At 74.3% G+C, this 23,720-nt stretch carries 21 protein-coding genes and 1 pseudogene; 9 read left to right on the forward strand and 13 right to left on the reverse strand.

Annotated features, from left to right (window positions below; all coding sequences use genetic code 11):
- Nucleotides 1-6: 6 nt before the first annotated feature.
- A complete protein-coding gene (locus AB0442_RS10585) occupies nt 7-780 on the reverse strand; it encodes a 3-hydroxybutyrate dehydrogenase (RefSeq protein WP_366162059.1) in 774 nt (257 codons plus the stop codon).
- A 298-nt stretch (nt 781-1,078) separates the two neighbouring features.
- Here AB0442_RS10585 and AB0442_RS10590 point away from each other — a divergent pair, with 298 nt between their 5' ends.
- Nucleotides 1,079-2,734 carry a regulator gene (locus AB0442_RS10590; RefSeq protein ID WP_366162060.1) on the forward strand — a complete coding sequence of 552 codons (1,656 nt, stop codon included), beginning with the start codon at nt 1,079-1,081 and terminating at the stop codon, nt 2,732-2,734.
- Between the two features lie 48 nt (nt 2,735-2,782).
- On the opposite strand, the gene AB0442_RS10595 is transcribed toward AB0442_RS10590, so the two are convergent.
- Nucleotides 2,783-4,093, reverse strand: a complete 1,311-nt coding sequence (locus AB0442_RS10595) for an FAD-dependent oxidoreductase (protein WP_366162062.1) — start codon at nt 4,091-4,093, stop codon at nt 2,783-2,785.
- A 417-nt stretch (nt 4,094-4,510) separates the two neighbouring features.
- A complete protein-coding gene (locus AB0442_RS10600) occupies nt 4,511-5,431 on the reverse strand; it encodes a TIGR01777 family oxidoreductase (RefSeq protein WP_366162064.1) in 921 nt (306 codons plus the stop codon).
- Nucleotides 5,432-5,631: 200 nt separating this feature from the next.
- Between AB0442_RS10600 and AB0442_RS10605 the strand changes: the two genes are divergently transcribed.
- The gene (locus AB0442_RS10605; protein ID WP_366162065.1) at nt 5,632-6,138 is read left to right on the forward strand and encodes a GNAT family N-acetyltransferase; all 507 of its coding nucleotides are present in this window, start codon (nt 5,632-5,634) and stop codon (nt 6,136-6,138) included.
- Nucleotides 6,139-6,230: 92 nt separating this feature from the next.
- On the forward strand, nt 6,231-7,223 hold the full coding sequence (locus AB0442_RS10610) for a DUF2510 domain-containing protein (protein WP_366162067.1): 993 nt from the start codon (nt 6,231-6,233) through the stop codon (nt 7,221-7,223).
- Between the two features lie 84 nt (nt 7,224-7,307).
- On the opposite strand, the gene AB0442_RS10615 is transcribed toward AB0442_RS10610, so the two are convergent.
- The 7 genes and pseudogenes from AB0442_RS10615 to cobU form a co-directional block, all read right to left on the reverse strand.
- Complete coding sequence (locus AB0442_RS10615) at nt 7,308-7,823, reverse strand: DUF4240 domain-containing protein (protein WP_344628550.1); 516 nt, start codon at nt 7,821-7,823, stop codon at nt 7,308-7,310.
- A 215-nt stretch (nt 7,824-8,038) separates the two neighbouring features.
- The gene (gene sucB, locus AB0442_RS10620) at nt 8,039-9,853 is read right to left on the reverse strand and encodes a 2-oxoglutarate dehydrogenase, E2 component, dihydrolipoamide succinyltransferase (RefSeq protein ID WP_366162069.1); all 1,815 of its coding nucleotides are present in this window, start codon (nt 9,851-9,853) and stop codon (nt 8,039-8,041) included.
- Nucleotides 9,854-9,914: 61 nt separating this feature from the next.
- Nucleotides 9,915-11,303, reverse strand: coding sequence for a dihydrolipoyl dehydrogenase (gene lpdA / locus AB0442_RS10625; RefSeq protein WP_263105729.1), 1,389 nt, complete (start codon nt 11,301-11,303; stop codon nt 9,915-9,917).
- Between the two features lie 416 nt (nt 11,304-11,719).
- Complete coding sequence (locus AB0442_RS10630) at nt 11,720-13,216, reverse strand: leucyl aminopeptidase (protein WP_366162071.1); 1,497 nt, start codon at nt 13,214-13,216, stop codon at nt 11,720-11,722.
- 251 nt (nt 13,217-13,467) lie between these two features.
- Entirely contained in the window at nt 13,468-14,238 is a 771-nt protein-coding gene (locus tag AB0442_RS10635; RefSeq protein WP_366162073.1) for an adenosylcobinamide-GDP ribazoletransferase, read from the reverse strand.
- Between the two features lies 1 nt (nt 14,239).
- A complete protein-coding gene (locus AB0442_RS10640; protein WP_344626688.1) occupies nt 14,240-15,358 on the reverse strand; it encodes a nicotinate-nucleotide--dimethylbenzimidazole phosphoribosyltransferase in 1,119 nt (372 codons plus the stop codon).
- Nucleotides 15,359-15,369: 11 nt separating this feature from the next.
- Nucleotides 15,370-15,918 (reverse strand): annotated as a pseudogene (gene cobU / locus AB0442_RS10645) (bifunctional adenosylcobinamide kinase/adenosylcobinamide-phosphate guanylyltransferase); the annotation flags it as partial.
- Nucleotides 15,919-16,024: 106 nt separating this feature from the next.
- Here cobU and AB0442_RS10650 point away from each other — a divergent pair.
- Nucleotides 16,025-16,225, forward strand: coding sequence for a hypothetical protein (locus AB0442_RS10650; protein ID WP_030269070.1), 201 nt, complete (start codon nt 16,025-16,027; stop codon nt 16,223-16,225).
- A 21-nt stretch (nt 16,226-16,246) separates the two neighbouring features.
- Here AB0442_RS10650 and AB0442_RS10655 read toward each other — a convergent pair whose 3' ends face one another.
- Together AB0442_RS10655 and AB0442_RS10660 are read right to left on the reverse strand one after the other, a co-directional pair.
- On the reverse strand, nt 16,247-17,092 hold the full coding sequence (locus tag AB0442_RS10655) for a methyltransferase domain-containing protein (RefSeq protein ID WP_363546612.1): 846 nt from the start codon (nt 17,090-17,092) through the stop codon (nt 16,247-16,249).
- A gap of 35 nt (nt 17,093-17,127) precedes the next feature.
- Entirely contained in the window at nt 17,128-17,721 is a 594-nt protein-coding gene (locus AB0442_RS10660) for a DUF3043 domain-containing protein (protein WP_366162076.1), read from the reverse strand.
- Nucleotides 17,722-17,990: 269 nt separating this feature from the next.
- Here AB0442_RS10660 and AB0442_RS10665 point away from each other — a divergent pair, with 269 nt between their 5' ends.
- On the forward strand, nt 17,991-18,773 hold the full coding sequence (locus AB0442_RS10665) for a PspA/IM30 family protein (protein WP_344626691.1): 783 nt from the start codon (nt 17,991-17,993) through the stop codon (nt 18,771-18,773).
- Between the two features lie 43 nt (nt 18,774-18,816).
- On the forward strand, nt 18,817-19,110 hold the full coding sequence (locus AB0442_RS10670) for a hypothetical protein (RefSeq protein WP_363546608.1): 294 nt from the start codon (nt 18,817-18,819) through the stop codon (nt 19,108-19,110).
- Between the two features lie 87 nt (nt 19,111-19,197).
- Here AB0442_RS10670 and nadA read toward each other — a convergent pair whose 3' ends face one another.
- On the reverse strand, nt 19,198-20,379 hold the full coding sequence (gene nadA, locus AB0442_RS10675) for a quinolinate synthase NadA (RefSeq protein WP_366162078.1): 1,182 nt from the start codon (nt 20,377-20,379) through the stop codon (nt 19,198-19,200).
- Between the two features lie 215 nt (nt 20,380-20,594).
- Here nadA and AB0442_RS10680 point away from each other — a divergent pair, with 215 nt between their 5' ends.
- The 3 genes from AB0442_RS10680 to AB0442_RS10690 all read left to right on the forward strand — a co-directional run bounded on the left by AB0442_RS10680 (nt 20,595) and on the right by AB0442_RS10690 (nt 23,652).
- Nucleotides 20,595-21,521 (forward strand): NADP-dependent oxidoreductase, encoded by a 927-nt coding sequence (locus AB0442_RS10680; RefSeq protein WP_359983258.1) that lies wholly within the window; start codon nt 20,595-20,597, stop codon nt 21,519-21,521.
- 89 nt (nt 21,522-21,610) lie between these two features.
- Complete coding sequence (locus tag AB0442_RS10685) at nt 21,611-22,075, forward strand: Lrp/AsnC family transcriptional regulator (RefSeq protein WP_344626696.1); 465 nt, start codon at nt 21,611-21,613, stop codon at nt 22,073-22,075.
- Between the two features lie 209 nt (nt 22,076-22,284).
- Nucleotides 22,285-23,652: a pyridoxal-dependent decarboxylase gene (locus AB0442_RS10690; protein ID WP_366162079.1), complete on the forward strand. Its 1,368-nt coding sequence runs from the start codon at nt 22,285-22,287 to the stop codon at nt 23,650-23,652.
- The last annotated feature ends 68 nt before the right edge of the window (nt 23,653-23,720 follow it).

Here is a 23,720-nt window from a genome sequence, read left to right on the forward strand (position 1 = left end):
GCCGGGTCAGTGGGCCGTCCAGCCGCCGTCCACGGGCAGGCTGGCGCCGGTGATGTAGGAGGCGGACGGGGAACAGAGCCAGAGCGCGAGCTGCGCGACCTCGTCGGGTTCGATCAGCCGCTTGACGGCGGTGCGGTCGAGCATGATCTGCTCCACCACCTCGTCCTCGCGGATGCCGTGCGCCAGGGCCTGGGCGGCGACCTGCCGCTCCACCAGGGCGGTGCGCACGTAGCCCGGGTTGATGCAGTTGCTGGTGACGCCGTGGGGGGCGCCCTCCAGGGCGGCGGTCTTGCTGAGCCCCTCCAGCCCGTGCTTGGCGGTCACGTACGCCGACTTGAAGGCGCTGGCGCGCAGCCCGTGCACCGAGGAGATGTTGACGATCCGTCCCCACCCGTTCCCGTACATGTGCGGCAGGGTGCGGCGGATGATCCGGAACGGCGCCTCCACCATGACCCGCTGGATCAGCGCGAACCGCTCGGTCGGGAACTCGTGCAGCGGGGCGACGTGCTGCAGGCCGGCGTTGTTGACGACGATGTCGGCGTCGTCCGGCAGGGCCTCCACCGCCTGCGGGTCGGAGAGGTCGGCGACGACGGCGACCCCGCCGATCCCCCCGGCGAGCTCCTCGGCCGGGGCGGCGGCGACGTCGACGACGTACACCCGTGCGCCGGCCGCGGCGAAGGCCTCGGCGCAGGCCCGGCCGATCCCGGAGGCGGCTCCGGTGACCAGCGCCGTCCGGCCCCGCAGGGCCGCCGGCGGGGCGGTGGCTGAAGTGGTGTCCATGGCCGAGAACGGTAGGAATCCTCCGCCTCCGCTCCCATGTGTCCGGACGACACAGGCCGGCCCCGGCGGGTGTGGTGGGACTCCATGGCCGGGCCCAGGGCGCACCGGTGGTGCAAGCCAAACCCCGTATGCGCCCGCTTCCCCGTAACGGGCGCCCTTGCATCACCCGTTCGGAGGATTGCACGCCCGAATCGACCCATAGCGCCCGAATGCTCGCTACTGTCACGCCGATTCCCGACAGGGGGCGTCGCCCGAAAACCGGGGGGACCGGAGCGGCGCTCGAGAGGTGTTGACTGACATGCCCCAACGGCCTGTGACCGACAGCCCGGCGTTCGGACCGCTCGATGCGCTCGACCCGCACGAAGTGCAGGCCGGGGCCCCTCCGCAGGTGTCCGACGAAGACGACGACCGCCCGGTGGAGACAGCCACCGGGAACCACCGCACCCAGAACCCGCAACTCGCCGCGCTCATCGAGGAGTCCGGCTTCTCGCACGCCGGCCTGGCCCGCCGGGTCGACCAGCTCGGCCTGGAGCACGGCCTCGACCTGCGCTACGACAAGACCTCGGTGACCCGCTGGCTGCGCGGCCAGCAGCCCCGCGGCGCGACCCCGGCACTGATCGCCGAGGTCTTCACCCGGCGGCTCGGCCGCCGCCTCACCGCCCAGGACGTCGGCCTCGACGCGTGCGCCCCGGTCTACGCCGGGCTGGAGTTCGCCGAGACCCCGCAGGAGGCCGTCGACATCGTCGCCTCCATGTGGCGCAAGGACAACGGCCCGTACGCCGAGCTTCGCAAGATCGCCTTCACCCCGGCCGGCCTGGTCGTCCCCAGCCGCGACTGGCTGATCGGCCGCACCGACGAACGGGTCGCCCGGGACGCCACCACGCTGCCCCCGGATGAGCTGGCCGGCACCCGGCCCGCCGCCGCCGGAGCCGTCCGCGGCCCGGCGCGCCCCGTCCCCGGACGGGTTCCGCAGCAGGCCCGCCGGCCGCTCCCCGGCACCGAGGGCGCCGAGCAGAACGCCCCCGGTCGGGACTCCCGCCCGGCCGTCCGGGTCGGCCGCGGCGACATCGCCGCCATCCGCGCGGTCGGCGACCTCTTCCGGGCGCTCGACCACGCCTACGGCGGCGGCCACGCCCGGCAGGCCCTGGTCCGCTACCTGGAGAGCGAGGCCGAGCCGATGCTGCGCGGCCGCTACGGAGAGCAGATCGGCCGGGCGCTGTTCGGCGCCGTCGCCGACCTCACCAGGCTGGCCGGCTGGACGTCCTTCGACATCGCCGCGCACGGCCTCGCCCAGCGGTACTTCGTCCAGTCGCTGCGGCTCTCCCAGGCCGCGGGGGACCGCGTGCTCGGCGGCTTCGTGCTCACCACCATGAGCCAGCAGGCCGTCCACCTCGGCCACGGCCGGGAGGCGATCCAGCTCGCCCGGGTGGCCCAGCAGGGCGTCGGCACCACGGCGGCCCCGGTCGTCCAGGCGCTGATGCACGCCGCCGAGGCCCGCGGCCACGCGCTGCTCGGCGACGTCCGCGCCTGCACCGCGGCCATGGTCCGCTGCGAACGGGCGCTGGCCACCGCCCGGCCGGGCGACGAGGCGCCGTCCTGGTCGCGCTACTTCGACGAGGCCCAGCTGGCCGACGAGTTCGCGCACTGCTACCGGGACCTGCAGCAGTGGCGGCCCGCCGCCCAGCACGCCGAGAAGTCGCTGCGGCTGCGCGCCCCCGCCTACGCCCGCAGCCGGATCCTCTGCCGCCTGGTGCTGGCCACCGCGCGGCTCGGCATGGGCGAGGTCGAGGAGTCCTGCACGATGGCGGGCGAGTCGCTGCGCGCCGCCGGCGAGATGCGCTCCGCCCGCACGGTGGAGTACCTGCGGGACTTCCACCGCCGCCTCGCCCCCTACCGGGCCACCCAGACCGTGCGGGCCTTCGAGGAGGCCGCCCGCCAGGCCGGGGTGATCTGAGCGCCGTCCGGCGGCCCGCCACGACGGCGGGCCGCCGGACGGGCACGGTCAGGCCGCCACGTCGGAGGCCCGCACCGCCGTCTCCAGCCCGAGGTCGCGCAGCACCGCCTGCGCGGCCCGGCGCCCGGACACCAGGGCGCCCTGCACGCTGCTGGTGTCCCGGTGGTCGCCGCACACGTACAGCCCGGCCAGCACCCGTACCGACCGCCGGAAGTGGTGCGGGGCGGGCATCGCCGGCACCGCGTCCGGGGCGTGGCGGACGCTCAGGAACTCCCACCCGGCGGTGGACGTGCCGTACAGCTCGGCCAGCCGCCGGCGCACCACCGGCTCGAAACCGGCCGGGCCGATGTCGTAGCCCCGCCGGCCCAGCACCGTGGTCGCCACCAGCGCCCGCCCGGCCGGTGCGTACGAGGGGTGCACGTCGCTGAGCACCAGCGTGTGCGACACCCCGGACCGGTCGGCGTCCAGCAGCAGCGCCGGCTCGCCCAGCGGCGAGCGGTCCGCCGCGTGGAAGTACGTGGTCACCGGGTGGAAGTCCGGCAGCCGCAGCCCGGGCAGCAGCGCGGCCGCGGAGCGGGCGTCGCAGGCCAGCACCACGGCCTGCGCGCCCACCCGGCCGTGCCGGGCGGTCTCCACGCCGTCCGCGGACACCGCGGTGACCGCCACCCCGGTCCGCACCGTGTCGGCCGGCAGTCCCTCGGCCAGCTGTGCGGGCACCGAGGCCGTCCCGCCGGCGGGCAGGCAGAGCCGGCCCCGGGCGTAGGAGCGCAGCACCAGGTCGGCCACCCGGCTGCTGGTGGTCAGCGAGCGGTCGGCCAGCAGGGCGCCCAGCAACGGCCGTAGGAAGCCGTCGACGGTCCGCCCGCCGAGGCCGCGGTCGGCCAGCGCGCGGGCCGCGGTGGTCTCCGGCCGGGCGAGCAGCCGGGGGACGGGCGTGGCGGCGAGCCGGTTCAGCGAGGCGGCCAGCCGGGCCCGTTCGAGCGGGCTGCCCAGTGCTCCGCCGAGCGCCCCGCGTCCGGCGGCCTGCTGGGGGACGCCCGCCCGGTAGCGGCGGCCGGTGCTGTGCACCAGGACGCCCGGGGCCAGCGGGCGCAGGTCCAGCCGGTCGAGGTCGAGCCGGCGGGCCGGTTCCGGGTGGTCGGTGTTGAGCAGGTGGATGCCGTGGTCGAGCCGGAATCCGTCCAGCTCGTCCGAGGCCATCCGGCCGCCGACGCGCCGGGCGGCCTCCAGGACCTGGACGCTGAGGCCCTGTCCGGTCAGCGCGCGGGCGGCGGCCAGGCCCGCGAGGCCGGCACCGATCACGACCACGTCCGGGTCGGACGGCTGGCGGGAACGGCGGATGAAGTCGTATGCGGGCACGGGTGTGCTCCCTCCCTGACGGCGGCCTCCGGGCCCGCGCGGCGGCGGCCGGGCCCGTGGAGCTCCGGCCGAGGCGGGCAGCGGGGTGCCGGGTACGGTCCGTCAAACGTGATGCCCCGTCAATGTGCTGATCAGACCGGCGCGGCCGGTGGAATCGGGTCCGGCCGCCGGGTCGTGGTGGCACTGCGGAGGTGCCCGGTCACCGAGCGTGCGCCGGACCAGCGGCGATCCGGCGGCGCCGGGCGCACACGGTCACGGAGGGCGCGACAGCGCGCCCTCCGTCTGCAACCGTGCGCCCCTGTGCGCCCGGTGGGCGGACCGGGTCCGCCCCACGTACGACGGCGCTTACCCGGAACCGGACCCTCTCAGTCCTGCCCGTCTCCTGCCCGTCTCCCGCCCGGTTCCCGCGCGGGTCCTTCAGTCCAGCAGGGCCGCCCGCACCATCGACTCCGCGTCCGGGTGCCGGAACCGGAAGCCGGCCGCCAACAGCCGCTCAGGCAGCACCCGGTGGCTGCCCACCACCTCGACGGCCATCTCGCCGAGCACCGTCTTCAGCGCGAACTCCGGCACCGCCAGCACCGTCGGCCGCCCCAGCACCCGCCCGAGGACCTCCGTCAGCTCCGCGTTGGTCACCGGACGCGGACCGGTGAGGTCGACCGGGCCGGACATCTCCGCACGGTCGATCAGGAACCGCATGGCGGCCACCTCGTCCGCCAGCGACAGCACGCTCCAGTACTGCCCACCCGACCCCAGCCGGCCGCCCAGCCCCAGCCGGAACAGCGGCAGCATCCGGCCGAGCGCACCGCCGCGCGCGGACAGCACCAGGCCGGTGCGCGGGTGCACCACCCGGATCCCGGCGTCCTCCGCGGGCCGGGCTGCGGCCTCCCACTCGACGCACACCCGGGCCAGGAAGTCGTCCCCGGCGGGCGAGTCCTCGTCGACGACCCGGTCGCCGGTCTGGCCGTAGTAGCCGACCGCGGACGCGCTCACCAGGACCTTCGGCGGCCGCTTGAGCTTCGCCAGCGCACCCGCCACGGTCTCCGTGCCCAGCACCCGGCTGTCGCGGATCTCCTGCCGGTACGCCTGCGTCCACCGCCGGTCCGCGACCCCGGCGCCGGCCAGGTGCACCACCGCGTCGGTGCCCTCCAGCCCGGCCGCGTCGATCTGCAGCAGATGGGGGTTCCAGCCGATCCCGACCGTCCCGTCCGGCTGCCGCCCCACCCGGCTGCGCTGCCGCACCAGCCGTACCACCTCGTGCCCGTCCGCGAGCAGCGAGCGGACAAGAGCGGAACCGATCAGACCCGTGGAACCCGTCACCGCGATGCGCATGCCCCCCATCCTCCCAGCTCCTCCGCCCACCGGACGCCCACCACCCGGGGCGCGCCGAACCGCACGAACCGGAACGCCGTCGCGCCCCACTCCCGTCCCCCGTGCCCGTCGCCCAAGACCCCACCCCCAGGGGATGCACAGCGCCGGACAAGCCGGAAGGCCACATCGCCCCCACCCGTCCCCGCAGCCCCGGGCGACCACGCCCTACCATGACCGTCATGCCGTCCGACGACCTGACGATCCGTACCGCCCGCGCCGAGGACGACGCCGAACTCGCCGCCCTCGACCGCGCCGTCTGGTCCGTCCTCAGCGAGGTGGCCCCGCGCCGCGCCGAGGGCACCGCCTTCTTCGACGAGCGGCACACCCCCGACGGCTACCTGGTGGCCGAACTCGGGGGCCGCGTCGTCGGGTACGTGCGCCAGGCCGTGCCGACCCCGCTCGACAGCAACCGACACGTCCGCCAGATCCAGGGCCTCGCCGTCGACCACGGCGCCCGCGGCCACGGCGTCGGCCGGGCGCTGGTCGAGGCCGCCTGCGCGGCCGCCGCCGCGGCCGGGGCCCGCCGGATCACCCTGCGGGTGCTCGGCCACAACACCCCGGCCCGCCGCCTGTACGAGCGCTGCGGCTTCACGGTGGAGGGCGTGCTGCGCGAGGAGTTCCTGCTGGACGGCGCCTACGTGGACGACGTCTGGATGGGCCGTCCGCTGGCCGACTGACGTCCCGCCAGGGGCCGCCGGCACCCGGCCGGTCCAAGTCGTGACCTTGCCTCCCCTGCCGGGCCGTGCCCCGGGACCGGTACCGTACGGCCGTGAGCACATCGATTCCTCCCGGCTGGTACCCGGTCCCGGAGCCCGGGCCGGGCGGCACCGCGCAGGAACGCTGGTGGGACGGCAACGCCTGGACCGCCGAGGTCCGGGCCGCCCAGTCCGCCGCGGCCCCGCAGCCCGCGCAGATCGCCGACGCCCCGACCCAGGCCTGGAGCGGCCAGGCCGTCCCGCAGCCCGGGTACGGCTACCCGCAGCAGCAGCAGCCGGGGCAGTACGGCTACCCGCAGCCCGGCCCGCCGTACGCCTACCCGTCGACGGCGACCGGACCGAAGAACCGCAACGGCCTGATCATCGGCATCGCCGGCGGCGTGCTGGCCCTCGCCGTGGTGGCCGCCGCGGTGCTGGTGGCCTCGGGCGGAGACGACGATCCGCCGGTGGTCACGGCACCGCCGCCGGTGAGCTTCTCCGCCTCCCCGCGGACCAGCCCGAGCCTGCCGCGCACCAGTCCCAGCCCGCGCACCAGCACGCCCCCGCTGGCCGGCAGCACGATGACCGACGTGGTGCACGGCTGGCGCGTGCCGCGGCCCACCGGCTGGACGGTGCACGCCAGCAGCGGCGCGAGCGCCGTCTACGAGGTCACCGGCCCGTACGACTGCGGCATGGAGTCGCAGTGCATCCGCGGCCAGTTCTCGGTCGAGACGGTGTCGGTGCCCGGGACCGACGCGGCCACGGTCGCGAAGGCCCAGATGGCCGAGTACGCCCCGCGGATCTTCGGCGACCTCACCGGCCACGAGGAGATGGCCTCCGGGCCGATCGTGGTCGCGGGCGCCATCGGTTACGCGGTGCGCTGGCACGTCACACCGAAGCAGGGCGCCGCCGGCTACGTGCTGATGGTGGCCGTGCCGGACGCCCGCGGCAGCGGCTTCGTGCTGATGCACGGCGGCGTGGACGACGACCCGCAGGCGCCCCCGTTCGGCACCATCGACGCGATCGTCAGCGGCATCCGCTCCACCACCTCGGGCAGCGGAGCCTGACCCGCCCCCCGGCCGGCACCGCGGTGCCGGCCGGGTCCGTCACGTCGGCCGGTCCGCCGCCCCGCCGGGCGGGCCGTGCCCGCCTCACCGCCCGAAGCGCTCCCACAGCCGGGGGAAGCGCTTGGCCATGATGCCGTCGTCCTCGAAGTCGAACGGCGCGCCCTCCGGGTCGTCCTGCGGTGCCAGACCCAGGTCGGGCAGCGGCAGCCCGGTCAGCTGCTCGTGCGCCTCGTCGGCGGCGTAGCCGAGGTCCTCGGCCTCGCCGTCCTCCTCCTCGTCGAAGTCGGGCACCAGCACGGCCAGTTCGTCCGGCTCGTGCACCGCGTGCTCGTACACCTCGCGGCCCTGGCCGATCAGCCAGCACCGGAAGAAGTCGAAGTCGTCCGCGGAGGCGCCGCCCAGCATCAGGTGCGCGGCGGCCCACAGCTCGGTCGTGAAGGCGCGCTGGAAGCGAGCCTCGAACAGCCGGGCGAAGTCGACGACGTCGTCCGGGGTGAGCTGCGCCAGCCGGTCCACCAGCGCGTCGGCCTGGTCGTCCGGGTCTCCCGCCGCGGCCTCGCGGGTGTCGTCGATCAGCTGCCAGAAGTCCGTCTCGTACATCACCGCTCCAGCATCCACGCTCACCCCGGCCAATGCATGCGAGGCGCGACGGTGAGGGGCGGAGCGGACCGTCGGGGGCGCGCAGGAACCGACCCCCGCCCCGGGCGTCGGCGCCGGAGCGGGCCCGGAGGCGAGCGGGCGAACGGCGGACCCCCGCCCCGGTGTCCCGGGGCGGGGGTCCGCCGTGCGTGCGTCCGCGGGGTGCGGCGCGGTCCTTACAGACCGAGCTCGACCTCGAACTCGCCGGCCTCGAGGATCTCCTTCACGGCCACCAGGTAGCGGGCGGCGTCCGCGCCGTCCACCAGGCGGTGGTCGTAGGAGAGCGACAGGTAGGTCATGTCGCGGATGCCGATGGCGGTGCCGCCGTCGGCCTCGATGACGACCGGGCGCTTCACGGTGGCGCCGATGCCCAGGATCGCGGCCTGGTTCGGCGGCACGATGACGGTGTCGAACAGCGCACCGCGCGAGCCGGTGTTGCTGATGGTGAAGGTCGCGCCGGACAGCTCGTCCGGAGTGATCTTGTTGCCGCGCACCTTGTCGGCCAGCTCGGCGGTCTTCTTGGAGATGCCGGCGATGTTGAGGTCGCCCGCACCCTTGATGACCGGGGTCATCAGACCCTTCTCCGAGTCCACCGCGATACCGATGTTCTCGGTGTCGAAGTAGGTGATGGTGCCCTCGGCCTCGTTGATCCGGGCGTTGATGACCGCGTGGGCCTTCAGCGCCTGGGCGGCGGCCTTGACGAAGAACGGCATGGGGGACAGCTTCACGCCCTCGCGGGCGAGGAAGGAGTCCTTGGCCTTGCCGCGCAGCGACATGATCTTGGTGACGTCCACCTCGACCACGCTGGTGAGCTGCGCCTGCTCGTGCAGGGCCTTCATCATGTTGTCGCCGATGACCTTGCGCATGCGGGTCATCTTGACGGTCTGGCCGCGCAGCGCGGACGGCGCGGCGGCGGCCTTCGGGGCGGCGGCCGGGGCAGCGGCGGCGGGCGCGGCCTGGGCGGCCTTCGCGGCCTCGGCGGCGGCCAGCACGTCCTGCTTGCGGATGCGGCCGCCGACGCCGCTGCCGGACACGGCCGACAGGGCCACGCCGTGCTCGGCGGCGAGCTTGCGCACCAGCGGGGTCACGTAGGCGTCGCCGTTGTCCGCGGCCGGAGCGGCCGGGGCCGGGGCGGCGGCGACCGGGGCCGGAGCAGCCACCGGAGCGGGCGCCGGAGCGGGAGCAGCCACCGGAGCAGCCACCGGAGCGGGGGCGGGCGCCGGGGCGGCCGGAGCCGGAGCGGCGGCCGGGGCCTCGGCCACGGGGGCCGGAGCCGGAGCGGCCGGAGCCGGGGCCGGAGCGGCCGGGGCGGCCGGGGCGGGGGCGGCGGCGGGAGCCGGGGCGGCGGCGACGGCACCGGCGGCACCGATCAGCGCGAGCTGGGCGCCGACCTCGGCGGTCTCGTCCTCGCCGACGAGGATCTTCACCAGGGTGCCGGCGACCGGCGACGGGATCTCGGTGTCGACCTTGTCGGTGGAGACCTCGAGCAGCGGCTCGTCGACCTCGACGGTGTCGCCCTCGGCCTTCAGCCAGCGGGTGACGGTGCCCTCGGTCACGGACTCGCCGAGCGCGGGCAGCAGCACCGGGGTGGCGTCGCCCGCCGGGGCGGCGGCCGGAGCGGCGTCCGCGACCGGGGCCGCGGCCGGAGCGGCGGCGGGGGCCTCGGCGACCGGCGCCGGGGCGGCGGCCGGGGCGGCCTCCGCGGCCGGGGCGGCCTCCGCGGCCGGGGCCGGGGCGGCCGCCGGGGCGCCCGAGCCGTCGTCGATGACGGCCAGCTCGGCGCCGACCTCGACCGTCTCGTCCTCGCCGACCTTGATCGACGCGAGGATGCCGGACGCGGGCGCCGGGATCTCGGTGTCGACCTTGTCGGTGGAGACCTCGAGCAGCGGCTCGTCGGCCTCCACGCGCTCACCCTCGGCCTTCAGCCAGCGGGTGACGGTGCCCTCGGTCACGCTCTCGCCCAGTGCGGGCAGTGTTACTGAGACCGCCATGGTTTCAGCGACTCCTATCAAGTCTTGCGTACAGGAATGGACAACTAAGGGGTGCCGCGGATCAGTCGTGCGCGTGCAGCGGCTTGCCGGCCAGCGCCAGGTGCGCCTCGCCCAGGGCCTCGGACTGGCTGGGGTGCGCGTGGATGAGCTGCGCGACCTCGGCGGGCAGGGCCTCCCAGTTGTAGATCAGCTGGGCCTCGCCGACCTGCTCGCCCATGCGGGCGCCGACCATGTGCACACCCACCACGGCGCCGTCCTTGACCTGGACGAGCTTGATCTCGCCGGCGGTCTTCAGGATCTTGCTCTTGCCGTTGCCGGCCAGGTTGTACTTGAGCGTGACGATCTTGTCCTTGCCGTACTGCTCGGCGGCCTTGGCCTCGGACAGGCCGACGGACGCGACCTCCGGGTTGGAGTAGGTCACGCGCGGGATGCCGTCGTAGTCGATCGGGACGACCTTCAGGCCCGCCAGGCGCTCGGCGACGAGCATGCCCTCGGCGAAGCCGACGTGGGCGAGCTGCAGGGTCGGGACGAGGTCGCCGACCGCCGAGATCGTCGGCACGTTGGTCCGCAGGTACTCGTCGACCAGGACGTAGCCGCGGTCCATGGCGACCCCGGCCTCCTCGTAGCCGAGGCCGGCCGAGACCGGGCCGCGGCCGATGGCGACCAGCAGCACGTCGGCGTCGATCTGCTTGCCGTTCTCGGTCGAGACGCGGACACCGTTCTCGGTGTACTCGACGCCCGAGAAACGGGCCTTCAGCTCGAACTTGATGCCGCGCTTGCGGAAGGCGCGCTCCAGCAGCTTCGAGGAGTTCTCGTCCTCCAGCGGGACGAGGTGCGGCAGGGCCTCGACGATGGTGACGTCGACGCCGAAGGACTTCCACACGGACGCGAACTCGACGCCGATGACGCCGCCGCCGAGGATGACGGCCGACTTCGGGATGTAGTCGAGCTTGAGGGCGTGGTCCGAGGAGATGATCCGGTTGCCGTCGATGGTCAGACCGGGCAGCGACTTGGGCACCGAGCCGGTGGCGAGGACGATGTGGCGGCCCTCGACGCGCTGGCCGTTGACGTCCACCGAGGTCTGCGAGGACAGCCGGCCCTCGCCCTGGATGTAGGTGACCTTGCGCGAGGCGACCAGACCTTGCAGGCCCTTGTAGAGGCCCGAGACCACGTCGTCCTTGTACTTGTGGACACCCTTGATGTCGATGCCCTGGAAGGTCGCCAGGACGCCGAACTCGGCCGCCTCGCGGGTCTCGTCGGCGACCTCGGCCGCGTGCAGCAGGGCCTTGGTGGGGATGCAGCCGCGGTGCAGGCAGGTGCCGCCGAGCTCGCCCTTCTCGATCAGCGCGACGTTCAGCCCGAGCTGGGCGGCGCGGAGCGCCGCGGCGTAACCGCCGCTTCCGCCTCCGAGAATGACAACGTCGAAAACGGTGCTGGCGTCGTTCGCCACGTCACGTCCTCCATGCAAAGGGGTGCGGTTCGCCGGGCCGGTCGCGGTCCGGTGGTGTGGGAAGCCTTTGTGAGGCGCCCAGTCGTGCCGGAAATACATCTTTGCACTTGTTCGAGGCGACTGGTGTCCGGGGCTGCCCCGGAGGCCGCCGCCCGGCCGCCCCAGGTCGCTCGAATGCCCCGTACGGGTGGGTATCGCCGCAGCTCACAGTGGTGCGGGCGGGCCGGAGAGGGGCGGCTGCGGCGGCCCGCTCCCGCCCGGGTTCCGCAGTGCGGAAGACAGTTTCGCCCGCGGCGAACACCGTCTCGGAATGTGGCCTCCGCCACCCTCGATGTATTACCGGCTGGTAATAGGAAAACGCCGAAGGGTCCGGTGCCCCGTCGGACACCGGACCCCTCCACGGAAATCGGTGGGCGTCAGACGCCCGCCGCCACGTCCTGCGCGTACCGCACCAGGGTGCGCACCGCGCTCGCGGTGCCGCCCTTCGGGGTGTAGCCGAACGGGCCGCCCTCGTTGAACGCCGGGCCGGCGATGTCCAGGTGCGCCCAGTCGATGCCCTCGGCGACGAACTCCTTCAGGAACAGGCCGGCCACCAGGCCGCCGCCCATCCGCTCGCCCATGTTGGCGAGGTCGGCGATCGTCGACTCGACCATGCCCTTGCGCAGGTCGGCCGGGAGCGGCATCGGCCAGGACGGCTCGCCGACCGCGGTCGCGGTCTCGTGCAGGCGGGTGCGCAGCTCGTCGCTGTTGGACATCACGCCGAAGGTGCGGGTGCCCAGGGCCAGCACCATCGCGCCGGTCAGGGTGGCGACGTCCACGATGACGTCCGGGTTCTCCTCGCCGGCCCGCACGATCGCGTCGGCCAGCACCAGGCGGCCCTCGGCGTCGGTGTTCAGCACCTCGACGGTCTTGCCGCCGTACATCCGCAGCACGTCGCCCGGACGGGTCGCCGAGCCGGACGGCATGTTCTCGGCCAGCGCCAGCCACGCGGTCACGTTGACCTGCAGGCCGAGGCGCTTGGCGGCGACCACGGCGGCGAACACCGCGGCGGCACCGGACATGTCGCACTTCATGGTCTCGTTGTGGCCGGCCGGCTTCAGCGAGATGCCGCCCGAGTCGTAGGTGATGCCCTTGCCGACGAACGCCAGCGACGCCTGCGCCTTCGGGTGGGTGTAGGCCACCTTCACCAGCCGGGGCGGGTTGGCGGAGCCGACACCGACACCGAGGATGCCGCCGAAGCCGCCCTTGAGCAGCGCCTTCTCGTCCAGCACCTCGACCTTCAGGCCGTGCTCCTTGCCGGCCGCCTGGGCGATCGCGGCGAAGGACTTCGGGTTGAGGTCGTTCGGTGCGGTGTTGACCAGGTCGCGGGCCCGGTTCATCTCCTCGCCCAGCGCGACGGCGCGCTCGACCGCGGCCTTGGCGTCCTTGCCGCCCTTGCGGGTGGAGAGCACGACCAGCTCGCCGACCGGGGTCTTGCCGTTCTCGCCCTTGTACGTGCCGAAGGTGTACGAGCCCAGCAGACCGCCCAGCGCGATCGCCTCGATCTCCTCGGCGGACCCGGCGGGCAGCGCCAGCGCGACCTTCTTCGTGCCGGCCAGCGTGCGGGCGGCGACACCGGCGGCCCGGCGCAGCGCCTCCGCGGCGTAGCCGTCCTCGGACGCGTCACCGAGGCCGACCGCCAGCACGAGCGGCGCCTTGAGTCCGGCGGCCGCCGGAACCTTGACCGCCTCGCCCTCGGCGCCGGTGGCGCCCAGGGTGGAGAGGACCTCGGCCAGCGTGCCCTCGAACGCCTCGGCCACGGCCTCGGCGCCGGGGGCGAGCACGAGGCCCTTGGGGCCCTTCGCCACACCGACCACCAGGGCGTCCGCGCGCAGGCTTGCGGCGGAGGAGGTGCTCACAGACAGTGTTGTCACGACGATGCGTCCTGTTCTTTCGCGGTCCACGGCCGGCGACGGCTCGGGGTGTGCCGTACCGGCATAACCCCGGCTGACTCCGCGGGGAAACGGGGCGCAGGGCTACGGTGCACCCCGCATGGTAGTCCGCATGCTGGGACCACGCGGCCCCAGGGCTCGCCCCCTCACGGCGGACCGGGCGTACACGGTGTGACGAAGCGCGCGAACCGGACGCCGCACGAACGCCCCCGGACCGGACCCGTGCGGGCCGCTCAGACCGTGCCGATCAGCGCCAGCGCCACCAGCGCCCCGGTGGCCGCCGTCTCCGCCGTCGCGCCGAGCACGTCCCCGGTGATCCCGTCGAGGCGCCGCACGCAGCGGCGCAGCAGCAGCTGCGCGCAGCCGAGCCCGACCGCCAGTGCCGCCGGCCACACCCAGGCCTGCCGGCCGTACCCGGCGCCGGCCGCGGCGAGCAGCAGCGCGCAGCCCGCACAGACCGCGGCCGCGCCGAGGCCCGGGACGGTGCCGGCGACCGCGGCGCCCAGTCCGCCGGGCCGGGCGGCCGGCACGCCGCGGCGGCAGCCCCAGGCGAGCGCGCAGCGCCCGGCGAGGGCCGCGGTGAGCACCGCGAGTGCGCCACGGCCGGGAGAGGCGTCGAACTGCCCGGCCAGCGCGGTGATCTGACCGAGCATCACCAGAAGCAGCGTCAGCACGCCGAACGGTCCGATGTCCGACTGCTTCATGATCCGCAGTGCGTCCTCGGCCGGCTTGCCGCTGCCGAGGCCGTCGGCGACGTCGGCCAGGCCGTCCAGGTGCAGGCCCCGGGTCAGTGCGGCGAGCGCCCCGACCGCGGCGACCGCGCCGAGCAGCCCGCCCGCCCGCCACGCGGCGAAGGCCCCGGCACCGGCCGCGATCAGGCCGAGCACCGCGCCGACCACCGGGGCGGCGAGCATCGCCCGCCCGGCCGTCGGCCGGTCCCAGCGGTCGACCCGGACCGGCAGCACCGAGAGCGTGCCGAAGGCGAAGCGCAGCCCGTCCGGCACGTCAGCCGAGGCCCAGCAGCTCCGCCGCGGTGGGCAGCTTCGCCGGGGGCCGGGGCTCGGCCTTCGCGGCGGCCGGCACCTCGCCGGGCTCCGCCAGGGTGTCGGAGGCGGCCTGCAGCAGCGGCAGCGCCAGCAGCGCGCCGACGCCCTCACCGGCCTTGACGCCGAGCTGCTGCACCGGGGTCAGGGTGAGCCGGTCGTACGCCTTCGCCTGCGCGGGCTCGCCGCTGTCCTGCCCGGCCCGCCACCACTCGGGCGCCCGGAAGGCGACCCGCTGGGCGACCAGGGCGCAGGCCGCGGACACCACGCCGTCGAGCACCACCGGCAGCCGGCGGACGGCGGCCTGCAGCAGGAAACCGGTGATCGCGGCGAAGTCGGCGCCGCCGGTCGCGGCGAGCAGCGCGAGCTGGTCGCCGAGCACCGGCCGGGCCCGCCGCAGCGAGTCCCTGACGGTGGCGCACTTGACCATCCACACCCGGTCGTCGACGCCCGAGCCGCGCCCGGTGACGGCCGCCGCGTCGGTGCCGCACAGCGCGCCGACCAGGACGGCGGCGACCGTGGTGGACCCGGTGCCGATGTCGCCGAGCAGCACCAGGTCGGTGCCGGCGTCGGCCTCCTCGTCGGCGATCGCCATGCCGGCCCGGAAGGCCCGGGAGGTCTCCTCGGCGGTCAGCGCGTCCTCGACGTCGATCCGGCCGGAGCCGCGCCGCACCCGGTACTGCGACACCTCGGCGGGGAACTCGTGCGGCTCGGCGTCGACCGCCATGTCGACGACCCGCACGGCCGCGCCGTAGCGGCGGGCCAGCAGGGCGACCGGCGCGGTGCCCTCCAGCACGGCGTGCACCCGGGCCGCCGTGCTCCGGCCGGGACCGGGCCGGGAGACGCCGAGTGCGGCGACGCCGTGGTCGCCGGCGAACAGCAGCACCTTCGCGGCGGCCACCGGCCGCACGGGGGCCGCGCCCTGGACGGAGGCGAGCCAGGCGCCGAGCTCCTCCAGCGAGCCGAGGCCGCCCGGCGGCAGGCCGAGCTGCTGCCGGTACTCCTCGGCGGCCTTGCGGGCGGCCTCGTCGGGCCGCTCGACGAGGGAGGAGAAACTGTCGAGATCCACGGTCGTGTCCATCGCTCGGAAGGCTACACGGCACCGGCTTTGACGGTCAGCACCTGTCCTGCCACGACGAGCAGCACCTGCTCGGAGGCGTCGGCGACCGCCATGTTGAGGCGTCCCAGGGTGTCCCGGAACCGCCGGCCGGCGGCCGTCGCGGGCACCACGCCCATGCCCACCTCGTTGCTGACCGCGACCGCTGGCCGCCGGGTCGCCGCCCAGGCCGCGGCGAGCGCCTCGCAGCGCCGCTGCACCGCCTGCTCGCCGCCGCCGTGCCAGCTGTCGTCGGACCAGGCGCCGTGCTCGTCCATCACGGCCGTGAGCCAGAGCGCGAGGCAGTCGATCAGGACCGGGGCGGTGTCCTCCCGGTCGGCGAGCACCGCCTCCAGGTCGCAGGTCTCGGCGGTGCGCCAGGAGGCGGGCCGGCGCTCGCGGTGCAGGCGCACCCGGTCCGCCCACTCCCGGTCGCCGTCCCGGGTGCCCGAGGTGGCCACGTACAGCACGTCCGGGTACGGCGCGAGCATCAGCTCGGCGCGGGTGGACTTGCCGGAGCGGGCGCCGCCGAGGACGAGGGTGCGGGGGAGTGCCATGCGGATCATCCTGCCGCACGGGGTATGGCGGTGCGGCGGGGCGGGCACGCTAGTGTGCGCACGTCGAGGTCACCGAGCGGGAGGAGTCCGACACATGGTGTGGACGTGGCGGTTCGAGCAGCAGGACGGCACCGGGGTCGACCAGCCGGGCGGCCAGGAGGAGTTCCCGGGCCAGGGCGACGCCGAGTCGTGGATCGGCGAGACCTACAAGCAGCTGCTGGCGGACGGCGTGGACCGGGCGGTCCTGCTGGAGGACGACCGCGAGATCTACTCGATGAGCCTGCACGAGGGCTAGGAGGACCGCCCGCCCGCGTGTCTACTTGGCGCCGACGAGGTGGAGCAGGCCGGCGACCTGGCGGTACGGGTCCTGCCGGCCGGCCCGCTCCTCGGCGTCGAGGAGCTGGGCGAGCTGCCGGCCGTCGACCGGTGCCGCCTCGTCGGGTGCGGCGTCGGTGAAGACCCGGACGCCGTACCAGTGGCGCAGCGGCACCGAGATGCCGGAGAGCGTGGTGGTCAGCTCGGCGAGCCGGTGCGCCCGGGCGGGGACGCCGTACCGGTCGGTGCAGCGGTAGGAGTCGAAGGCGGCGAGGGCGGTGCGCCAGTCTCCGGCGAGCGCGGGGCGCATGGCCAGTGCGTCGGCGTTGCGGACGAGCAGCGACAGCACGCCGCCGGTGTCGAGCACCCGGGCGAGCGCGGCGAGCAGCGGGTCCGGGTCGGCGAGGTACATCAGGGCGCCGTGGCACAGCACGACGTCGAAGGAGCGCGGCGGGAACCACCGCCCGCAGGCGTGTCCGTCCCCGCCGATGAGCCGCACCCGCGCCTGCACGTCGGCGGGCTCGGCCGCGACCGCGGCCTGCGCGGCGCCGAGGGTGACCGGGTCGGGGTCGACGCCGGTGACGGCGTGCCCGGCGCGGGCCAGCCGCACGGTCTGGGTGCCCTGTCCGCAGCCGACGTCCAGCACCCGCAGTCCCGTCCGGCCGGTGAGCTGCTCGGCGAGCTGCCGGGTCAGCAGCTCCTCGCGGACGGTGCTGCGCAGGCCGCCCTGCCGGGGCGGCCAGGGGGCGGCCGCGTGCCGGCCGCCTCCGCCGACGGCCGGCAGCCGGTCGTGGCCGCCGGCGCCCTGCCCGGGCAGCGCGTACAACCCGGGCTGGTCCGGCTGCACCGGCAGGGCCCAGGCCGGCGGGACCGGCTCCGCGGTCAGGGCCGCTCGCCCCGCTTCACCTTCGGCTTGGGCAGCCGCAGGCGGCGCATCTGCAGGGTGCGCATCAGGCCGTAGGGGACGGCGCCGCGGGTGTTCTCGTTGGGGAAGCGCTCGCGCAGGGCCTTGCGCAGGCCGAGGCCGAGCCGGGCGAAGTCCAGGATCACCAGGACGAAGAAGACCACGAAGAGCAGCGTGGAGAGCAGCTGCAGGGCCGGCACCTTGACGATGCTGAGCACCAGCACCACCACGGCGTACGGCAGGAAGAACTCGGCGAGCGACCAGCGGGAGTCGACGAAGTCGCGGGCGAAGCGCCGCACCGGGCCCTTGTCGCGCGCCGGCAGGGCGCGCTCGTCGCCCTCCAGCAGGGCGGTGCGCTGCTTCTCGCGCTCGGAGCGCATCCGCTCGCGGGACTGCCGGGCGGCCTCCTTGCGGTCCTTGGGCACGGTCACCCGGGTCCGCCGGCCGGCCTCGGCCTCGCTGCGCTTCGGCGTCGGGCGGCCCTTCTTGGCCTGCGGGTCGCGGGGGGTCTTCTCGTCCTGCTCGGCCAGCGCGGTCGCGGCGGAGGAGGCTTCATCACGGCGTCGGAACACACCCCCAGCGTACGTGCTGGCCGGGTGCTTTCCGCAGTGAGCGTCGGCACGAACGGATATCGATCGGGCGGCGTGTCCCGTACGGGGGGCCCTCCGCGGGGCGGATCATGGTCTCAGGGTCGGCTCCACCCCAGGAACGATGACCGGCAGTGTGCGGCTGTAGCAGTCTTGTTGCAGCTCGTGCACTGCGGCGACCAGCTCGCTGCACATAGACTCGACGTGTTACGAGACGGAATTCGCAGGCCCGTAGAAGGGGGCACCCGAGGCCCATGAGCGACGGAATCATGAAGCGTATGGGGCTGATCTTCCGCTCCAAGGCCAACAAGGCACTGGACCGTGCGGAGGACCCGCGGGAGACGCTCGACTACTCGTACCAGAAGCAGCTGGAGCTGCTGCAGAAGGTGCGCCGCGGCGTCGCCGACGTGGCCACCTCGCGCAAGCGCCTGGAGCTGCAGCTGACGCAGCTGCAGCAGCAGTCCGCGAAGTACGAGGACCAGGGCCGCAAGGCGCTCTCGCTGGGCCGTGAGGACCTCGCCCGCGAGGCGCTCACCCGCAAGGCGAACCTGCAGTCCCAGATCACCGACCTGGAGACCCAGTACCAGCAGCTGCAGGCCGAGGAGGAGAAGCTCACGCTCGCCTCCCAGCGGCTGCAGGCCAAGGTGGACGCCTTCCGCACCAAGAAGGAGACCATCAAGGCGACGTACACGGCCGCCCAGGCGCAGACCCGGATCGCCGAGTCCTTCTCCGGCATCTCCGAGGAGATGGGCGACGTGGGCCTGGCGATCCAGCGGGCCGAGGACAAGACCGCGCAGATGCAGGCGCGGGCCGGCGCGATCGACGAGCTGCTCGCCTCCGGTGCGCTCGACGACGCCAGCGGCCTCGGCCGCAAGGACGACATCGAGGCCGAGCTGGAGCGGGTGGCCGGCGGCAGCGACGTCGAGCTGGAGCTGGCACGGATGAAGGCCGAGCTGACCGGCGGCTCTCCCGCCGCCGCTCCGCAGGCCATCGAGCAGGGCCAGCAGGACTCGTCCAAGATCAACTACAACAAGTAGCAACCGGACAGCACCACGAACCCGGACAGGGAGACGCGCCGGCATGATCATGAGGGTCATGGGTGAGGGGCAGTTCCAGGTCGGCGAGAGCCACCTGAACCGGCTCAACGAGCTGGACGACGAACTGCTCAAGGCAGTGGAGTCGGGCGACGGCGGGCGGTTCAAGGCCGCGCTGGACGCGCTGCTGGGTGCGGTCAAGGAGTTCGGCAGCCCGCTGCCGGACGAGACCCTGGAGCCGTCCGACCTGATCCTCCCGGACGCGGAGGCGACCATCGACGAGGTCCGCGAGATGCTGCGGACCGAGGGCGACGGCCTGATCCCCGGCCTGCCGGAGTAGGTCTCGTGACACCGCGAGGGCGGGCACCCCACGGGGTGCCCGCCCTTCGGCGTGCTGCGCGCCGCCCGCCGGCGGCGCGGCGGAACGTTACGGCAGGGCCAGCATCCGGTCCAGCGCCGCCTTGGCGTACTTCTCGGTCTCCGGGTCGACCGTGATCACGTTCGGCACCCGGCCCTCGACCAGCGACTCCAGCGCCCACACCAGGTGCGGCAGGTCGATCCGGTTCATGGTCGAGCAGAAGCAGACCGTGCGGTCGAGGAAGACGACCTCCTTGTCCGGGTGGGCCTTGGCGAGCCGGCGCACCAGGTTCAGCTCGGTGCCGATGGCCCACTTGGAGCCGGGCTCGGCGGCGTCCAGCGCCTTGATGATGTACTCGGTCGAGCCCACCATGTCGGCCGCGGTGACGACCTCGTGCTTGCACTCCGGGTGTACCAGCACGGTGACGCCGGGGATCCGCTCGCGGACCTCGTTCACCGAGTCCAGGTTGAAGCGGCCGTGCACCGAGCAGTGGCCGCGCCAGAGGATCATCTTCGCGTTCCGCAGCTGCTCGGCGGTCAGGCCGCCGTTGGGCTTGTGCGGGTTGTAGAGGACGCAGTCGTCCGGCGAGAAGCCCATCTCCAGGACGGCGGTGTTGCGCCCCAGGTGCTGGTCCGGCAGGAACAGGACCTTCTGGCCCTGCTCGAAGGCCCACTCCAGCGCCCGCTTCGCGTTGGAGGAGGTGCAGATGGTGCCGCCGTGCCGGCCGGTGAAGGCCTTGATGTCGGCCGAGGAGTTCATGTACGAGACCGGCACGGTCACGTCGGCGATCCCGGCGTCGGTGAGCACGTCCCAGCACTCGGCGACCTGCTCGGCGGTGGCCATGTCGGCCATCGAGCAGCCCGCGGCGAGGTCCGGCAGCACGACCTGCTGGGCGTCGGTGGTGAGGATGTCCGCCGACTCGGCCATGAAGTGCACGCCGCAGAAGACGATGTACTCGGCCTCCGGGCGGGCCGCCGCGTCACGGGCCAGCTTGAAGGAGTCGCCCGTCACGTCGGCGAACTCGATGACCTCGTCGCGCTGGTAGTGGTGGCCCAGGATGAACACCCGGTCGCCGAGCGCCTCCTTGGCGGCGCGGGCCCGCGCGACCAGGTCCGGGTCGGAGGCGGCGGGCAGGTCGCCCGGGCACTCGACGCCGCGCTCGCTCGCGGGGTCGGCCTCGCGGCCGAGCAGCAGCAGCGCCAGGGGCGTCGGAGAGGGGTCGACGCCGTAGGTCTCGGTGGTGGTGGTCACGGGCGGGTGCCCTCCTGTGCGGCCGATCTTCCGGCCCCTGCCGAGCTGCGGTGGTACCGCGGGGCCTTCTCGTCTATCTGACGCTATCTATGATAACCCGTTAGCGTCACTCTGACGATGGACGTTCTGTCGATGTGACGAGAACCGCTCTCCGGATCGGAGCCTTCCCGGCGTGGCCGAACCGATATCCGGCCGCGATCGCGTTGTCTTGGAGCATGAAGGCCATTGTGATCAGGCAGTACGGCGGCCCCGACGTCGTCGAGTACACCGACGTGCCCGACCCCAAGGTCGGCCCCGACTCCGTCCTGGTGCGGGTGAAGGCCGCCGGCGTCAACCCGGTCGACTGGAAGCTCCGCGAGGGCCACCTCGACGGCATCATGGACGTCCACTTCCCGCTGATCATGGGCTGGGACCTGGCCGGCGTCGTCCAGGCCGTCGGCGGCGGCGTCACCGAGTTCGCCCCCGGCGACGAGGTCGTCGGCTACGTCCGCAAGGACTCCGCCGAGCACGGCACCTACGCCCAGCTCGTCGCCGCCCCCGTCCGCACCCTCGCCCGCAAACCCGCCTCGCTCGACTGGGCCCAGGCCGGCGGCCTCCCGCTCGCCGGCCTCACCGCCCACCAGGCCCTCGTCAAGGCGCTGCGGATCCGCGCAGGCCAGACCGTCCTGGTGCACGCCGCGGCCGGCGGCGTCGGCAGCCTCGCCGTCCAGATCGCCACCGCCCACGGCGCCCGGGTCATCGGCACCGCCGGCGAACGCAACCACGCCTACCTGCGCGAACTCGGCGCCGAACCGGTCGCGTACGGCGAGGGCCTGGTCGACCGCGTCCGCGCGATCGCCCCCGACGGCGTCGACGCCGCCCTCGACCTGATCGGCGGCGACGCCGTCGAGGTCTCCGCCCAGCTCGTCCGCGACCCCTCCTGCATCGCCTCGATCACCGACTACGGCGTCGCCGCCCGCGGCGGCCACTACGTCTGGGTCCGCCCCGACGCCGCCGACCTCGCCGAACTCGGCCGCCTCGCCGACGCCGGGAAGCTCCGCGTCCCGGTCGCCTCCACCTTCCCGCTCTCCCAGGCCGCCTCCGCCCAGGCCCTCAACGCCGAGGGCCGCACCCGCGGCAAGATCGTGCTGCTGGTGGACTGACCGCAGGAGTCCGCCAGAATGGGGCGGTGCGCCGTCCCACCCCGACGGCCACACCGCCCTCACACGCACCACCAGTGGAGCCCGCAGCCATGAGCACGCACCGACCCACGGACCCGGGCGGGGCGCCGCTCGACGACACCGACCGGCTCCTGCTCGAACACCTCAGCAAGGACGGCCGCGCCTCCTACGCCGAGATCGGCCTGCTCGCCAACCTCTCCGCCACCGCCGTCCGCCGCCGCATCGACCGGCTCCGCGCCCGCGGCGTCGTCCGCGGCTTCACCGTCGTCCTCGACCCCGCCCTGCTCGGCTGGCGGACCGAGGCCTTCGTCGAGATCTACTGCCGCGAACGCACCAGCCCCGAGGAACTCCTCGCCAGCCTCCGCCAGTTCCCCGAGGTCGCCGCCGCCTGGACGGTCACCGGCGACCCCGACGCCCTCGTCCACCTCCGCGCCGCCGACACCCGGCACCTCGAAGCCGTCATCGAACGCATCCGCAAGGAGCCCGGCGTCCAGCGCAGCCGCAGCTCCGTCGTCCTCTCCCGCCTCATCGGCTGACCGCCCCGCACCGGGCCCGGCACCCCCCGGCGCGCCACGCAGGAAAGCTGCGCGGCCCCCGTCGAACACGCACGAAACCTGCTTGCGCGGCCCCGTTCCGACGCGCGCCGACCGAACGCCGCTGCCTACGCTGATCGTGGCCGGTACGCCCCGGGAACCCCACCCGTACCGGCCCGCCGCACCCCGCAGCCAGAACGAGAGGGACCACCGTGTCCGCAGCCGCCGACCGCATGCACCAGCCCGACAACCAGCTGGTCGACCTCGTCTTCGACTACATGCGCGAGCGGCTGCAGTACAACCCCGTCCCCCTCGACCACCCCGGCGACGGCGAGCACCTCCGCACCCACCTCGCCGGTCTGCTCAACGAGCACGGCAACGACCCCGGCGACGTCCTCAAGCTCTACGACCACGAGCTCTCCCGCGCCGTCATCTCCGCCGACAGCCCGCGCTACCTCTCCTTCATCCCCTGCGCCCCCACCAAGGCCGCCCTCCTCTTCGACATGGTCGTCTCCTGCGCCTCCCTCCAGGGCATCTCCTGGCTGGAGGCCGCCGGCGCCATCGCCGCCGAGAACCAGGTGCTGCGCCTGATAGCGGACCGCGCCGGACTCCCCGCCTCCGCCGGCGGCACCTTCGTCTCCGGCGGCTCCGCCGGCAACCTCTCCGCGCTCGTCGTCGCCCGCGACACCGCCCGCCGCAAGCTGGGCGTCGGCCCGGAGGCCCGGCTGCGGATCGCCGTCGCCGACCAGGTCCACTCCTCGGTCAAGAACACCTTCAACATCATCGGCGTCGAGGCCTTCGTCGTCCCGACCGTGGACCGCCGCTTCACCGGCGAGGCGCTGCGCGCCGCCCTCGCCGCCGACCCGAACCCGGAGACCGTCATCGCGGTCGTCGGCACCGCCGGCACCACCAACGAGGGCATCGTCGACGACCTCGCCGGCCTCTCCGAGGTCACCCGCGAGCGCGGCCTCTGGTTCCACGTCGACGGCGCGTACGGCGGCGCCGGGCTGTTCGCCCCCTCCGTCCGCGAGCGCTACAACGGCATCGAGCACGCCGACTCCTTCGTCGTCGACCCGCACAAGTGGCTCTTCGCGCCGTTCGACTGCGCCGCCCTGCTCTACCGCAACCCGCAGCTCGCCCGCGCCGTCCACACCCAGGACGCCTCCTACCTCGACGTCCTGCACACCGAGGGCGACGAGTGGAACCCCACCGACTACGCGTACCACCTCACCCGCCGCGCCCGCGGCCTGCCGCTCTGGTTCTCCCTCGCCGTCCACGGCACCCAGGCCTACACCGACGCCATCGAGACCGGCCTGACGCTGGCCCGGGACACCGCGCAGCTGATCCGCGACACCGACCACCTGGAACTGCTGCACGACCCGCAGCTCTCCGCCGTCTGCTTCCGCCGCACCGGCTGGACCCACGAGGACTACTACCGCTGGTCCCAGCAGCTCCTCGCCGACCAGATCGGCTTCGTCACCCCCACCGGCTGGGACGGCGAGACCGTCGCCCGCTTCGCCTTCCTCCACCCCGGCACCACCCTCGACATGGTCAAGGAGATCCTCGCCACCATGGAGTGACCCAAGGGACACGGAGAACTGCGTGCATCAGGGCAAGCCACAACAGGGGCGCGGGGAACTGCGCAATT

Source organism: Kitasatospora sp. NPDC085895, assembly GCF_040702125.1.
Taxonomy (GTDB): Bacteria; Actinomycetota; Actinomycetes; order Streptomycetales; family Streptomycetaceae; genus Kitasatospora; species Kitasatospora arboriphila.